Here is a 13978-nt window from a genome sequence, read left to right on the forward strand (position 1 = left end):
CTGTTCACTTCTGCGACTGTGCCGAATGTGAGGTCAGCAGTGACAAATGTAGGAAAATTTCAGCAGCAAAAAAGCAAGCGGTTACAGCAGCCGGATTCAGCAAACCCAGATGGCGCAAGGGCTTTGGCTAGTTTTCCACAAAAACTGTGGATAACCCTGTGGGTTAGACACGATAATCGGCGTCAAACCCTTGTGCATACTGGAGTGGACTTAGATTTTCAAAAATTGCCGATAAAATAAAATTATCAATAGAATCAATGTCAAGTGAAATTGTTGTGACAGTCGACAATTCAGCTTTTGCTGTTGCAGAATTGTAACCCGTATGAAACCACATCTTGTGTATGAATTTGTGCGTCAGGGTGGGATTTCACTTGCGTTTTCGCTCAAAGCCAGGTTTGAACCGGCATGACAGTGAATTTCAATCGGATATCAGACTTTCAGCATCTCCTTGCACTGGGATAGAATGTGCTGCTGGGTAGATAAAGGAAGAAAAACTGTGTCCGAGACCGTATTTGAGTTAAACAGCCAGTATCAGCCTGCGGGCGATCAGCCCACCGCCATTGCCAAATTGGTGGACGGCCTGGAGGCCGGGCTCGCCAGCCAAACCTTGCTGGGTGTAACAGGTTCCGGCAAAACCTTCACCGTGGCCAATGTGATTGCCACCCTGGGACGTCCCACTATTATCATGGCGCCCAACAAGACCCTGGCGGCTCAGCTCTACGGCGAAATGAAGGAGTTTTTCCCCAATAATGCCGTCGAATACTTCGTGTCCTATTACGACTATTATCAACCCGAAGCCTATGTACCTGCGTCCAATACCTTTATCGAGAAGGATGCCTCGGTCAATGCCCATATAGAACAGATGCGCCTCTCTGCGACCAAGGCACTGCTGGAACGCAAAGATGTGGTGCTGGTCGCCTCGGTGTCGGCCATTTACGGTTTGGGCGATCCCGACTCCTATATGAAAATGCTGCTGCATTTGCGCCAGGGCGATCATATGGGCCAGCGCGACATTTTACGCCGCCTGAGTGAACTGCAGTACAAGCGCAACGACATGGAATTGCAGCGCGGTACCTTCAGGGTGCGTGGTGAAGTGATCGACATCTTCCCGGCGGACTCGGAGCGCGATGCCATCCGGGTCGAACTGTTTGACGATGAAATTGAGCGGTTGAGTGAATTTGACCCGCTCACGGGACAGATCATCAAACGCATTGCCCGCACCACAGTGTACCCCAAGACCCATTATGTGACCCCGAGGGAGAAAATCCTCGATGCCATTGAGCTTATCAAGCAGGAATTGCGCGAGCGGAAGCAACAGTTGCTCGATGCCAACAAACTGATTGAGGCCCAGCGCATTGGCGAGCGAGTGCAGTACGATCTGGAGATGATGACCGAGCTTGGCTACTGCTCCGGCATTGAAAACTATTCCCGCTACCTGTCGGGCCGCAATGAAGGGGAAGGTCCGCCAACACTGCTGGATTACCTGCCGGCGGATGGCTTGCTGATCATAGATGAATCCCATGTCACAGTGCCCCAGATAGGCGCCATGTACAAGGGCGATCGCTCCCGTAAAACCACCCTGGTGGAATACGGCTTTCGCCTGCCATCGGCCCTGGATAACCGGCCGCTGAAATTCGAAGAGTTTGAGGCCTTGATGCCGCAAACCATTTATGTGTCTGCGACCCCGGGCCATTACGAACTTGAAAAGAGTGACGGTGAAATTGCCGAGCAGGTCGTCAGACCGACGGGCTTGCTGGATCCCGAACTGGAAGTCAGGCCCGTGGCCATACAGGTGGACGATCTCCTCTCAGAAGCCCGCAAGCGCATCGCGGTCAATGAGCGGGTGCTGGTAACCACCTTGACCAAGCGCATGGCCGAAGATCTGACCGAATATCTGGACGAACACGGCATAAAGGTGCGTTATCTGCACTCGGATATAGAAACGGTGGAGCGGGTCGAGATCATTCGCGATCTGCGTCTGGGGGTCTTTGATGTCTTGGTGGGGATCAACCTGCTGAGGGAAGGGCTGGATATGCCCGAGGTATCACTGGTGTGTATTCTGGATGCGGACAAGGAAGGCTTTTTGCGCTCCGAGCGCTCCCTTATTCAGACCATAGGCCGGGCCGCCCGTAACGTGAACGGCAAGGTGATCCTCTATGCCGACAGGGTGACGGATTCCATGGCCAGAGCCATGGGTGAAACCGAACGCCGGCGTGAGAAGCAGCGCTTGTTTAACCTGGAGCACGGCATAATCCCCAAAGGGGTGGTCAAGAAGATCACCGATGTGATGGATATAGGTGAACGAGAGGCACCGACCCGGGAGTATTCCAAGGTTGCTGAGCCAAAAGGCAAGTATCAGGGGCTTGATCCCCATGTGCTGGCACAGCAAATTGACGAGCTGGAAAAGCGTATGCTGCAGCATGCCCGGGATCTGGAATTTGAACAGGCCGCGGCGCTCAGGGACGAAGCACACAGGCTGAGGGAAACCTTGCTCAAGATATAAACAAAAAACGCGCCCCGGCGCGTTTTTTTATTTGGCTAGGACTGTCCCTGAGATCAGTGGCCGGCGCCTATCTGCTCCTTGCCCGGTTTGAGTTGTGTTGCTGCCACAAGCCACAGGAGCCCCAAAGCTATGCCGGATACCAGACCCACCAAATGGGATTCGGTGGCGACCCTGGCGCCGATAAGCTCGGTCACTCCGTCGCTGGCGCCCATGGTGTTTTCCCAGCTGACCTTGAGTATGACGCCGAGCAGCAACAGGTACCCCGATCTATAGCCCCGGCGTATATCCAGCAGGGCACCAAAGGCGAATAACCCATGCAGGATCCCGCTCAGTCCCACGTAGCCCCACAATTGCGGATAGCCAAGATACAGGCCCAGGCCCTCGAGGGTACACAGTGCCAGCAGCAGTGCCAGCAAGGGCCAGATGCGGTAATGAAAATGATGCAAACTGTAGATAACCCACAGACCGGCCAGATTCATCAACAGGTGCCAATGATTGGTGTGCAGCAGATTACCGCTGATAAGGCGCCAGTATTCGCCCTGATCTATGGCGTCGCGGCGAAAAGCCAACACATCGTCCAGGGACAAAAAGAAAAGACCAATGCTCACTAGGGAAACTATCAGCGGCGCCAACCAGGCCCTGCTCGGACTGCTCAGCGCGGACATTTGCTGTCCAGAGCTTCAGTTACCGCGTCTTTATGATTGAGGTAGTCCTCCAGACCGCGGCTGCGCAGATGGCAGGCCGGGCAGTCGCCACAGCCATCACCCTGAATGCCGTTATAGCAGGTGAGGGTATGATGACGCACCAGTTCCAGCTGGCCATAGCGGTCCGCCAGGGCCCAAGTTTCGGCTTTGTTTAGCCACATCAGCGGCGTGCGGATCTCCAGGGGCCTGTCCATCCCCAGCACCAATGCCTTGGCCATGGCCTGGATAAATTCGTTGCGACAATCCGGATAGCCGGAAAAGTCGGTTTCGCATACACCGGTTATGACGGTATCGGCACCGAGTTGATAAGCGTATATCCCCGCCAAAGTCAGAAACAGTATGTTGCGGCCGGGTACAAAGGTGTTCGGCAGGCCATTGTCCATTAATTCATGGGATACCGGAATGGCATCACGGGTGAGTGCGGAGATAGCCAGCTCGCCCAACAGCGACACGTCCATTATCTTGTGACTGGCCACTCCCAAGCGGCTGGTGAGGGCCTTGGCGACTTCTATTTCTGCCACATGGCGTTGACCATAGTCGAAGGTAATGGCATGCACTTCATCAAATTGTGCCAGGGCCTGAATAAGACAGGTGGTGGAATCCTGGCCACCACTGAAAACAACAACGGCTTTAGACTTAACTGCTTTTGACATAAGACGAACTTCAAACAAAATATCAGGAGCTCAGTTTACCCGAGGTGGGTCACGCTGCAAAGCCGCAGCCGGCGAGCCGGCTTGCAAGCCGGCAAAAAATCCACTATAAAAGCCGCCCCAACCAAAGAGGCCTGTCATGACATATCCGGTTAACGAAGTTTTTGAGACCATCCAGGGTGAAGGATGCCATACAGGTATGCCGGCTATCTTTGTACGCCTGCAGGGATGTCCTGTGGGCTGCAGTTGGTGTGACACCAAGCAGACCTGGGAACTGCTGGAGCAGAATCGGGTGTCGCCCGCGGATGTGATCCGGGTCGATGGTAGTATTGGCCGCTGGGCCATGCACGATGCCGACAGTTTGGTCTCGGCCTTCAAAGCCAAGGGTTTCAGCGCCCGTTTGGTGGTGATCACCGGCGGTGAACCTTGCCTGTACGATCTCACCGCCTTAACTATAGGGCTGGAGCAGGCCGGTTACCAATGTCAGATAGAGACCAGTGGCACCTTTGAAGTGAAGTGCTCTGAAGGCACCTGGGTGACAGTCTCCCCCAAGGTCAATATGAAAGGGGGCTATCCCGTGCTGAGGCAGGCTTTGGAGCGAGCCAATGAAATCAAGCACCCCATAGCCACGGAGAAGCATATCGAGGAGCTTGACGATTTGCTCTGTGGTCTGGACATCAGCGGCAAGACCATCTGTCTCCAACCCATCAGTCAGAAGCCGAGGGCCACGGAACTGGCAATGAAAACCTGTATTGCCCGTAATTGGCGCCTGTCTATCCAAACGCACAAATACCTTAATATCGATTGATTGTTAAGTAATAACGGCGACCCTGGGTCGCCGTTATTGTCTCAGGCCAATAAGCCGCTTCGGTTGAATTCCTCAAGGGCCGCCTGGGCCCCACTGATATCGCCTATCTGCTCTGTAACCCAGTCCGGATGGTAATAGGTATCCAGATAGCGCTCGCCGGGATCGCAGATGAGGGTCACTATCGAGCCGGTTTCACCGGCCTGCTTCATCAGGCTCGCCTGTTTCAGGGCGCCATAGAGGTTGGTACCTGTGGAGGGACCGGTTTTACGGCCAATCAGACGCTCCAGCCACAGCATGGTGGCGATGGAGTTGGCATCCGACACCTTGAGCATTTCATCAACAACTCCGGGAATAAAGGAAGGCTCAACCCTTGGCCTGCCTATACCTTCAATTCTGCTGCCTTGTGACAGGCACAGACCGGCATCGCGGCTGTGGAAATAGTCATAGAACACCGAAATTTCCGGGTCCACCACACACAGGCGGGTAGCCAGCTGCTGGTAACGGATGTAGCGGCCTATGGTGGCCGAGGTACCACCTGTGCCCGGGCTCATAACAATCCAACGCGGCACGGGATGGGGCTCAAGTGCCATCTGGCTGAAGATGGAATTGGCAATGTTGTTATTGCCGCGCCAGTCGGTGGCCCGCTCGGCAAAGGTGAACTGATCCATGTAATGGCCCTTGAGTTCCCGGGCCAGACGTTCGGATTCGGCATAAATCTCAGAGGTCTTATCGACAAAATGGCATTGGCCACCGTAGAAACCTATCTGCTCGACCTTTCGTTTGGCGGTACTTTTGGGTACCACGGCAATAAAGGGCAGGCCCAGCAGGCGCGCAAAATAGGCTTCGGACACCGCAGTGCTGCCGGAGGAGGACTCTATGATAGGCGTGCCCTCATTTATCCAGCCATTACACAGGGCATAAAGGAACAGCGAACGTGCCAATCTGTGCTTGAGGCTGCCCGTGGGGTGAGTGCTCTCATCCTTCAGGTAGATGTCGATACCTGCCAGCATGGGTAATTCAAGCTTGATCAGGTGCGTGTCGGCACTGCGTTGGAAATCAGCATCAATTTTGGCAATGGCCTGGTTTACCCAGTGCTTGTTCATAGCGGTTCCGGAAATGTTATAACCATATCGGCTAAATCATAATGAAATCGCATATAAAAGCCAGCAACACCATTGTGGCGGCGGATCAAACGCTGGAAAGTGTGGCTAACAGTGGCTTTAAATTAGAGGGCAACAACAGGTTTTGGCCTGAAAAGGCTACCGGGGAGATCACAGGGGGAATAAACACGAGAGAGAAAAGAGAAAATGGTGGAGGGAGAAGGATTCGAACCTTCGAAGGCGGAGCCGTCAGATTTACAGTCTGATCCCTTTGGCCACTCGGGAACCCCTCCACAGGGGCGAATTGAGAACAGTGAAATGGTGGAGGGAGAAGGATTCGAACCTTCGAAGGCGGAGCCGTCAGATTTACAGTCTGATCCCTTTGGCCACTCGGGAACCCCTCCAATGTGTCACTGGACGCTTTTCAAATTGTAGGCAAATGGTGGAGGGAGAAGGATTCGAACCTTCGAAGGCGGAGCCGTCAGATTTACAGTCTGATCCCTTTGGCCACTCGGGAACCCCTCCTCAATTGCGGCGGCAATAGTAAGCAGATTCGTTTTATATGTAAAGGCTAAATTCTTAAAAAAAGCTAAAGTAACTGGCCAAGTGGTCGATTAAGTTACAAGGATATGTTTTATTGACGTTTTTATATGCAAATTGCTTCACCTTTAATCAATGAACTGCAATGTGGCGAGCGCCTCAACCATGCAATAGAGCATGGTCGTCGCGGAGAGTTCGCCCTGCTGTTGGCCATGCTATCCCAGGATGCCCGGGACATGGCCCAGTTCACTTTGGGTGAAGAAGGCACTGTGGATGCCAAACTGCGACGCCAATTTGAATTGCCGCCGGCCCAAACCCTGGTCGCGGATGTGGCCGACGACTCCCTGGTCAATAACGGCGGTGAATTTCACGAATTGGGCTTGCGTGGTTTTGCGCTGCAACAGGCGCTGAAGCCGGAGGCTTTGGTCACCCGGGGACCGATCCCCGTCACCATGCTGGATGCCTTGAACAATACCGACCCTTTGTGCAAGTCCCGTTATCTTGAGCCACAGCATCCCGCGCTGCCCGAGATTCCCCATTTCAACGATCGCCTCAGTGGTCAGCTGGCACTGGCGCAGCGGATGGCACAAGCTTGAACCGCGCCACAGTCCCGTATTGCTATAACCTTTAAAATGCGGCCATTGTGATTATCGAACAGAGGAACAGAGATGAAGAGCATTGAAGAGCAGCAATCCTCGACCATCAACGATACCTGCAATGATTGCGGCAGTTTTGTTGACATAGGTACTGTGCTTGACGAACAGGATACCTGTATGACCTTGTCTTTTTCCGGTGTGGATGCCGAAATGAAGGCGAAGGAACTGGCAACGCTGGCCTTGGCGAGATTTCCGGGGTGCCGGGCGCAACTGGAGGCTGAGGCAAGTGGCTGTCGTCTGAGCTTGCAATTTGATGTCAGTGCCGAAAAATTGATTTTCGCTTTGGATAATGGACTAACTGGCTGAAGCACCATATTGCTCTTGGTGACGAACTTACTGTAATCTCGGCAAAATTAGAATAAAAACCTCTGTGGGCCCGGGCCCGCAGTTAATTAAGGGATCTGTGTGAAAAAACGCAAACATCAGCATATTGTTGATTTGGTGGTCAACTCGACCGTTAAACAGCAAGGTGATTTTGCCAAGACAGCAGAGCTGGTGACTGAACTCCTGTGTCAGCATCTGGGCTTGTCTTTCGCCAGCGTTTGGTCATTGAATGAATCCCAGGCTACCCAGGCGGAAATAGCCTTCTTCGGTCCCGTATTACCCCAGGGGAAAAAGCGCCCCGCGTCATTGAAAAACGCCCCCCGTTATTTGCAGGAATTGCGCAAGCACAGGCATATAGATGTTGCAGATACACTATCGGATGACCGGGTATCTGAATTGCGAGATGACTATTTTATTGAACGGGGGATACGTTCCACTCTCGACCTTGCCATCCGTATCAATGGCCACCTGGAAGGCATTCTTTGCCTTGAGCGCAGTCAACCACTGTTATGGTCGGAGTTTGATATTCACCTGGGCAGCCAGCTTGCCGATCAATTGGCATTGACACTGGCGACCCGTCAGGCCGATGACAAAGATGAACAGCTGATGTTGTTCCGCTCTGCTGCCGAGCAATCCGATCAGGTCACCATGTTGATTAACCTGCACACGGAAAAGGTTGAGTATGTGAACGCCGCCCATGGCCGTATTACGGGCCTGCCTGCGGAAAAGGTCATAGGCCTGGGCCTGAAGCAAATGGATTTTTTCCGGCAACATCCCAAGTTGGGTGAAACCACGCTGGCACGTATTTTCAAGGGCGAAAATGTTCAGGGTGAGGTCAAACTGAAGCGGGCCGATGGCCACTGCTATTGGCTTAAATATCACGCCAGTCAATTCATTACCGAACGCGGAAATCATTATGTGTTGGTCTGCGGGGAAGATAACAGCGAACAACACAACTACCAGGCCGAGTTGGAAAAACTGGCCTGGCGCTGCAATTTAACCGGTCTGTATAACCGGGCGCATTTCAACCGGGTACTGGAGCGCAGCCAGCAGGGGATGTTGCTGCTGGTTGACCTGATGGGCTTCAAGCGGTTCAACGATACCTATGGCCATGAGCAGGGAGACGCTCTGCTGATTGAAATAGCCAGACGGCTGCGGCATTTCGCCGATATCTATAAGGCCAAGGAAATAGCCCGGGTCGGCAGTGATGAATTTGCCGTGCTGATGGCGGATCCGTCCGAGGAAGAGGAATTCCTGCGTAACAAGCTTTATCAGCAACTGGCCGCGCCGGTGTTTATCGGCCGTGAGCAGGTTGACCCCAAGCCTGCACTGGCGGCGGTGGATTTGGCCGCTGTCAACAACCTGGTGGCGCCTCTAACCTGTGCCGATATCGCGCTGCAACATGCCAAGAAGAAACAGGGCACGGCGATCCAAATCTTCAACAGCACCTTGCTCAGTGCCTTTAAGGACGACGCCCAGATTGAGCGCGACCTGCACACCGCCATCCGCGGCCGCCAATTTGAGCTCTATTATCAGCCCCTGTGGGACTTACAGCAGAATCGCTACACCGGGGCCGAAGCGCTGATCCGTTGGCATCATCCCAAGAAAGGGGTGTTGTTTCCCGGGGCCTTTATCGATATTGCCGAGCAATCCGGCATGATCAACGCCATTGGCGCCTGGGTTCTGGAGGCCGCTTGCCGCCAACTCAACCTGTGGCAGCATCACAATCTGGATATGTCCATGCATGTGAACGTGTCCGCCAGGCAATTCTTCAGCGGCAATCTGTACGAACAGGTGTGGCAACTGCTGAGTCGTTACCGGCTTAGACCCAAGAGTCTCATCCTGGAAATCACCGAAACCGAGCTGATGGAAGACATTCGCTACGCGACCAACCTATGTCAGGAGCTGGCGGAACTGGGAGTAGGGCTGGCCATTGATGACTTTGGTACCGGCTACAGTTCCATGCGTTATCTGAAACAATTCCCCATCAGCAAACTGAAAATAGACAGGTCATTCATATCCGATTTGACAGTTAGTCATGAAAGCCGCGAAATCGTCAGTGCCATTATCGCCATGGCGCGCGCCCTTAATCTGTCACTGACAGCCGAAGGTGTAGAGACCACAGATCAAGAAACGTTTCTGGCCAAGAGTTTGTGCGATCAGGCACAGGGTTTTCTGTACAGCCCGGCGCTCAGGGAAGCGGAGTTTTCGCAGTTTCTATATGAAAATCAGGTGCCTGCGAACCGCTTGCCGGTTTAGCGCCCACAGCACTGCTTGAACTTTTTTCCGCTGCCACAAATGCAGGGTGAGTTACGACCCGGCAGGGCTGCGTTTCTGTGCTGTCCCTGGGTGTAAAACCACAATCCCTGCTCGCGAACGAAGTCCGATATTTCCTCTATGGCATCCAGTGTGTTGCCATCCTTATACCAGGCGATAAAGTGGACCTTACCCGAGTCCCCATCCATAGAGCTCTCTTTAATATTCAGGGCCAGCCATTGGGGATGTGGACCCGCGGCCAGGATCTGGCTATTGAGATCCCGGCGATAGTCCGGGTGATGGGTTGCAATTAAATAGTCCCACAGCTGCAACACAAAGGCACTGTAGCGCGAACGCATCAGGGTTTCAGGTGTGGGGGCAGGGCGCATTCCGGCGTGAAAGGGGCGGCAGCAGTTTTCATAATCACCGCCGCCGCAGGGGCAGACTTGCTTCATAACTCAGGGTTTCAGGCTTCTGACAAACTGCTCGCCATAATACAGGTTGGGGACGGGCTTTGCATCAAAGTAGAAGCGGCTATCGGCACCGTTATTGGAATCCACCGTCAGTGACCAGGCACCGTCTTTCTGCTTTTTGGCAACTGTAACAAATTTTCCGGCGAACTCACTGACGGGCTCACCCGTGTCGGCGGCAGGGTGAAAACGAACCAGGTAATAACCTACGTCTGTCGCACTGTTGCCTTCGATTGTCCGCTCAAGTAAGCGGAAGTCCACTTCTATGCGGGCATTCTTGCGCTTTATTTTGCCAAAGAAGGCGTGATAAACGGCCACTATGGCCTGACGTCCACGTACTATCTCTCTGTCCTGCTTGTCGGTAATGTAACAGGCATTCTCGTCGTACACTTTTTCCAACACCTCGGGATCCAAGCTTTGAAATGCCTCAACGAACCTTTGGTAATTGGTGTTAAGTGCCTTGTTATCATCCATGGCATTGGCTGCAAAAGCACCGATCGACATCAGCAAGGCAGCCAGTAAAAGTAAAACTCTCATCATAAACAATAATTCCAGCTATCATGGACATCACTATAATGTATGGCCTGCTGTAACCCAAGAAGCAGATCATTACAAAGTGTGTAGCCTCCGCTGTATGGTTCAAGACAGGAGACACATCATGACCGATCAGGATAACGCGTTGTTTTGGGCCGAAATGGCCGATGTGATTCCGTTAAAACAACAAACTTTACTGCCTTCGGCGCCGGATCCGCAGGAACAGGCCAGGAAATGTAAGCTGGCTCAACTTGAAGCCAGACTGGCACCGCTGGCGGTCGATCCCGCCCATTTACCGCCTATTGGGGCGGATGTGGAGCTGAGCTTTTGCCGGGATGGGGTACAACAGTTGGTGTTCAGGCAATTGAAACTGGGCAAGTACCGCAGCAAGCGCCAGTGCGATCTCCGTGGTATGAAGCTGTTGGATGCCCGTTTGTTGCTGCTTAAAGTGATAGATGACGTTATTGCCCGCGATGAGCGCAATCTGTTATTGGTTCATGGCAAGGGCGTAATGCGTTCTGCCATGGCGGCCTGGTTGCCGCAAATTGACGAGGTTCAGGCGTTTTACAGTGCCCAACTCAAAGACGGTGGCAAAGGAGCCCTGTACCTGATGCTGGAAAAATCAGCCCAGGCCAGGGTCCACAGCAGGGAAACCAACAGCAAGGGCCATGGCAGCCGTTAGTTGCCGAGCCAATCACATAAAAAAGCCCGGGAACCCGGGCTTTTGTTCACTTAAGTCACTTTACCAGCCACACTGGCGGTTGGCGGCATTGTTTTGCTCATCCAGCCAGGATTTGAGCGGCGCGAAATAATCCAGAACGGCGCTGGCGTCCATTTGCTCTCTGCCGGTAACCACGGCAAGGGCTTGCGGCCATGGCTTACTGAGACCCATTTCCAGCATGGCGTTCAGCTTGGCACCGGCATCCTTATTGCCATAGATGGAGCAGCGATGCACCGGACCTTCGTCCTTGGCAATGTCACACAGGGCCTTGTGGAACTGGAACTGCAGTATGTGGGCCAGGAAGTAGCGGGTGTAAGGCACATTACCCGGTACATGGTACTTGGCACCCGGATCGAAGTCCGCTTCACTGCGCTCAACCGGTGCCATCACACCCTGATACTTCTGACGAAGTTCCCACCAGGCCTGGTTATATTGCTCCGGCTTGATTTCACCGGAGAATACCTTCCAGCGCCACTGGTCTATCATCAGGCCAAAGGGCAGGAAAGCCACCTTGTCCAATGCCTGTCTGAGCAACAGCCCTATATCCTTGGACGCATCGGGTACCTGATCCAGCAGACCAATCTGCTGCAGATATTTTGGCGTGATGGACAGGGCTATGGTGTCGCCTATGGCCTCATGGAAACCATCATTGGCACTGCCTTTAAAGATATAGGGTTGGTTTTTGTAGGCCCGCTGATAGAAGTTATGGCCCAACTCGTGGTGTATCACCTTGAAGTCATCGCCGGTTTTCTGGATACACATCTTGATACGAATATCATCGGCGTTGTCGAGATCCCAGGCCGAGGCATGACAGATCACGTCCCTGTCCTTGGGTTGTACGAACAGGGAACGTTGCCAGAAGGTGTCGGGCAGGGCGTCAAAGCCCAAAGAGGTAAAGAAGCTTTCGGCCTGCTTCACCATCTTTTGCTCGTCGTAGCCTTGCTTGGCCAGCAACTCGGTCACATCATAGCCGGGATCGGCATCCTTGGGCGCCAGCATGGGATAGATGTTACCCCATTGCTGTGCCCACATGTTGCCGAGCAAGTGGGCCGGGATAGCACCTGTCTTGGGCGCAACTTCATCGCCATATTGCTGGTTCAACTCACCGCGCACATAGCAGTGCAGCGACTCATACAAGGGCTTGACCTGACCCCAGAGGCGGTCGAGCTCGGCGGAAAAATCGTTGGGAGCCATGTCATACTGGCTGCGCCACAGTTCAGACAGACTGGGATAACCCAGATCTCTGGCCCCTTCGTTGGCCAACTCCACTTCACGCTCAAACAGCGGCCGCATGGGCTTGGCTATTTCACGCCAACCGGCCCAAACTTCCTTCAGCAATTCCGGATCGCGGGATTCCGCCATCAGGGCCGACAGTTCCGGCTGGGTCAGACAACGACCATCTTTAAGGCAATACTTGCCCTTGCCATAGAGGCCGTTAAGTTCTGAGCTGATTTTCGCCAGTTCAGCGTTTTTGGCCGGATCCAGGGGGGCCGGCAACACCAGTGCGCTGCGCAGCAGGTTAAGTTTGCGGGCATCGTCAGCATCCAACGGCAGGTCGACGAACCTGGCCGCTTCATTGGCAAAGCGAACCGATGCGGCGGTCACTTTTTCTGCAACGGCGGCCGACAATGACGCTGTATCTTCGGTAATAAAGTTACTGTAGATCCACTCAGCGCGATTACTTTCCAGCGATAATGCGGCCAATTCAGCTTCGGCGTTTTGGATGAACGCCTTGGCTTCTGCGACCGTGGGCTTGGCCGCTTCGGTCACCGCCGGGGTTGGAGCCTTGGCGGTTTCCTGCTGTGTGCAGGCGGCAGCGACGATGGCAAGACCGACGGTTGCGGCGATGCGGGTGAGTTTCAGATGGGTGAGTGACATAAGGGCCTCCCTGTTTATTGTTTGCAACAGTCTATCCAATAGTGAGGGAATTGCCATAAATTACAGAGAGATTTCGTTGATAAAGCGACAAGAATCCCGCCATTCCAGACCAATAGTGTTTGACAACCACAGGTCCAATGATTAATTTAAACGGGTGTTTTAATCAATTATAGGTAAGGGAATGGCGAGTCGATCCGATACAAAAACAAGAATTCTGGATGCAGCTGAAAAACTCTTTGCCGAACGTGGCTTTTCCGAGACATCCCTGCGACTGATCACCAGCAAGGCCGAGGTCAATCTGGCGTCGGTCAACTATCATTTTGGTTCAAAGAAAGAACTGATCCGCGCCGTACTGGCCCGCTATCTGGATGTCTTTATGCCGGCAGCGTCTTTGGCCCTGGAGAAGTTGCAGCACAGTGACGGGACAGCTTCGCTGAACGAGATATTTTCCGCCCTGGTGGGCCCCTTGCTCGATCTCAACAAGATGCGACATGAAGGAACCCGCATTTTCCTGCAACTGCTCGGCAGGGGCTATATTGAAAGTCAGGGCCATCTGCGTTGGTTTATCACCACCCATTACGGTGAACACCTGAGTCTGTTTGTGAAAGTGGTGTGCCAGAGCGCGCCCCATATACCACCGGCCGAGATGTTCTGGCGACTGCATTTCACCCTGGGCACTGTGGTGTTCACCATGGCTTCCGCCGATGCACTCACCGAGATAGCCGAGGCTGACTTTGGTGAGCAAAACAATATCGAAACGGTGATCCGCAAGGTCATCCCCTACATGGCGGCCGGTGTGGCTGTTCCAGTCTGAGCGCAATAAAAAGGAAGGTT

Annotated in this window: 13 protein-coding genes and 3 tRNA genes; 7 read left to right on the plus strand and 9 right to left on the minus strand. The window is 53.5% G+C overall.

Annotated elements, in window-relative coordinates; translation table 11 throughout:
• Window positions 1–496: 496 nt before the first annotated feature.
• Window positions 497–2503: an excinuclease ABC subunit UvrB gene (uvrB, locus tag JYB84_RS08490; RefSeq protein WP_228290922.1), complete on the plus strand. Its 2007-nt coding sequence runs from the start codon at window positions 497–499 to the stop codon at window positions 2501–2503.
• A 53-nt stretch (window positions 2504–2556) separates the two neighbouring features.
• Here uvrB and rrtA read toward each other — a convergent pair whose 3' ends face one another.
• Window positions 2557–3168, minus strand: coding sequence for a rhombosortase (rrtA, locus tag JYB84_RS08495; protein WP_207322962.1), 612 nt, complete (start codon window positions 3166–3168; stop codon window positions 2557–2559).
• Entirely contained in the window at window positions 3156–3860 is a 705-nt protein-coding gene (gene queC / locus JYB84_RS08500; RefSeq protein ID WP_207322963.1) for a 7-cyano-7-deazaguanine synthase QueC, read from the minus strand. The genes rrtA and queC overlap by 13 nt, the downstream gene beginning before the upstream one ends.
• 136 nt (window positions 3861–3996) lie before the next feature.
• Between queC and queE the strand changes: the two genes are divergently transcribed.
• Complete coding sequence (gene queE / locus JYB84_RS08505; RefSeq protein WP_207322964.1) at window positions 3997–4665, plus strand: 7-carboxy-7-deazaguanine synthase QueE; 669 nt, start codon at window positions 3997–3999, stop codon at window positions 4663–4665.
• A gap of 41 nt (window positions 4666–4706) precedes the next feature.
• Here the strand turns inward: queE and JYB84_RS08510 are convergent, their stop codons facing one another.
• The 4 genes from JYB84_RS08510 to JYB84_RS08525 all read right to left on the minus strand — a co-directional run bounded on the left by JYB84_RS08510 (window position 4707) and on the right by JYB84_RS08525 (window position 6290).
• Window positions 4707–5768, minus strand: a complete 1062-nt coding sequence (locus JYB84_RS08510) for a PLP-dependent cysteine synthase family protein (RefSeq protein ID WP_207322965.1) — start codon at window positions 5766–5768, stop codon at window positions 4707–4709.
• Window positions 5769–5973: 205 nt separating this feature from the next.
• A tRNA-Tyr gene (locus JYB84_RS08515) sits at window positions 5974–6058 on the minus strand.
• A 26-nt stretch (window positions 6059–6084) separates the two neighbouring features.
• A tRNA-Tyr gene (locus JYB84_RS08520) sits at window positions 6085–6169 on the minus strand.
• 36 nt (window positions 6170–6205) lie between these two features.
• Window positions 6206–6290: transfer RNA gene (locus JYB84_RS08525), tRNA-Tyr, on the minus strand.
• A 125-nt stretch (window positions 6291–6415) separates the two neighbouring features.
• Here JYB84_RS08525 and JYB84_RS08530 point away from each other — a divergent pair.
• The 3 genes from JYB84_RS08530 (at window position 6416) to JYB84_RS08540 (ending at window position 9544) form a co-directional block, all read left to right on the plus strand.
• Window positions 6416–6901 (plus strand): VC2046/SO_2500 family protein, encoded by a 486-nt coding sequence (locus JYB84_RS08530; protein ID WP_207322966.1) that lies wholly within the window; start codon window positions 6416–6418, stop codon window positions 6899–6901.
• A 72-nt stretch (window positions 6902–6973) separates the two neighbouring features.
• Window positions 6974–7267: a DUF406 family protein gene (locus JYB84_RS08535; RefSeq protein WP_207322967.1), complete on the plus strand. Its 294-nt coding sequence runs from the start codon at window positions 6974–6976 to the stop codon at window positions 7265–7267.
• A 99-nt stretch (window positions 7268–7366) separates the two neighbouring features.
• A complete protein-coding gene (locus JYB84_RS08540) occupies window positions 7367–9544 on the plus strand; it encodes a putative bifunctional diguanylate cyclase/phosphodiesterase (protein WP_207322968.1) in 2178 nt (725 codons plus the stop codon).
• On the opposite strand, the gene JYB84_RS08545 is transcribed toward JYB84_RS08540, so the two are convergent.
• Both JYB84_RS08545 and JYB84_RS08550 read right to left on the minus strand, forming a co-directional pair.
• Window positions 9541–9996: a YchJ family protein gene (locus tag JYB84_RS08545; RefSeq protein WP_207322969.1), complete on the minus strand. Its 456-nt coding sequence runs from the start codon at window positions 9994–9996 to the stop codon at window positions 9541–9543. The genes JYB84_RS08540 and JYB84_RS08545 overlap by 4 nt on opposite strands.
• A gap of 3 nt (window positions 9997–9999) precedes the next feature.
• Window positions 10000–10548 (minus strand): YybH family protein, encoded by a 549-nt coding sequence (locus JYB84_RS08550; RefSeq protein ID WP_207323156.1) that lies wholly within the window; start codon window positions 10546–10548, stop codon window positions 10000–10002.
• Between the two features lie 121 nt (window positions 10549–10669).
• Between JYB84_RS08550 and JYB84_RS08555 the strand changes: the two genes are divergently transcribed.
• Window positions 10670–11227 (plus strand): Smr/MutS family protein, encoded by a 558-nt coding sequence (locus JYB84_RS08555; protein ID WP_207322970.1) that lies wholly within the window; start codon window positions 10670–10672, stop codon window positions 11225–11227.
• Between the two features lie 60 nt (window positions 11228–11287).
• Here the strand turns inward: JYB84_RS08555 and JYB84_RS08560 are convergent, their stop codons facing one another.
• On the minus strand, window positions 11288–13144 hold the full coding sequence (locus JYB84_RS08560; RefSeq protein ID WP_207322971.1) for a M2 family metallopeptidase: 1857 nt from the start codon (window positions 13142–13144) through the stop codon (window positions 11288–11290).
• 181 nt (window positions 13145–13325) lie between these two features.
• Here JYB84_RS08560 and JYB84_RS08565 point away from each other — a divergent pair, with 181 nt between their 5' ends.
• Entirely contained in the window at window positions 13326–13958 is a 633-nt protein-coding gene (locus JYB84_RS08565; protein ID WP_207322972.1) for a TetR/AcrR family transcriptional regulator, read from the plus strand.
• The last annotated feature ends 20 nt before the right edge of the window (window positions 13959–13978 follow it).

This window comes from Shewanella cyperi, from assembly GCF_017354985.1.
Taxonomy (GTDB): domain Bacteria; phylum Pseudomonadota; class Gammaproteobacteria; order Enterobacterales; family Shewanellaceae; genus Shewanella; species Shewanella cyperi.

Excerpts from the sequence above, each read along its gene's own strand:
- JYB84_RS08510 (WP_207322965.1), bottom strand. The coding sequence starts at position 5,768 with ATGAACAAGCACTGGGTAAACCAGGCCATTGCCAAAATTGATGCTGAT.
- JYB84_RS08545 (WP_207322969.1), bottom strand. The coding sequence starts at position 9,996 with ATGAAGCAAGTCTGCCCCTGCGGCGGCGGTGATTATGAAAACTGCTGC.
- queE (WP_207322964.1), top strand. The coding sequence starts at position 3,997 with ATGACATATCCGGTTAACGAAGTTTTTGAGACCATCCAGGGTGAAGGA.
- JYB84_RS08565 (WP_207322972.1), top strand. The coding sequence starts at position 13,326 with ATGGCGAGTCGATCCGATACAAAAACAAGAATTCTGGATGCAGCTGAA.
- JYB84_RS08555 (WP_207322970.1), top strand. The coding sequence starts at position 10,670 with ATGACCGATCAGGATAACGCGTTGTTTTGGGCCGAAATGGCCGATGTG.
- JYB84_RS08535 (WP_207322967.1), top strand. The coding sequence starts at position 6,974 with ATGAAGAGCATTGAAGAGCAGCAATCCTCGACCATCAACGATACCTGC.
- queC (WP_207322963.1), bottom strand. The coding sequence starts at position 3,860 with ATGTCAAAAGCAGTTAAGTCTAAAGCCGTTGTTGTTTTCAGTGGTGGC.
- JYB84_RS08530 (WP_207322966.1), top strand. The coding sequence starts at position 6,416 with ATGCAAATTGCTTCACCTTTAATCAATGAACTGCAATGTGGCGAGCGC.
- JYB84_RS08560 (WP_207322971.1), bottom strand. The coding sequence starts at position 13,144 with ATGTCACTCACCCATCTGAAACTCACCCGCATCGCCGCAACCGTCGGT.
- JYB84_RS08550 (WP_207323156.1), bottom strand. The coding sequence starts at position 10,548 with ATGAGAGTTTTACTTTTACTGGCTGCCTTGCTGATGTCGATCGGTGCT.
- rrtA (WP_207322962.1), bottom strand. The coding sequence starts at position 3,168 with ATGTCCGCGCTGAGCAGTCCGAGCAGGGCCTGGTTGGCGCCGCTGATA.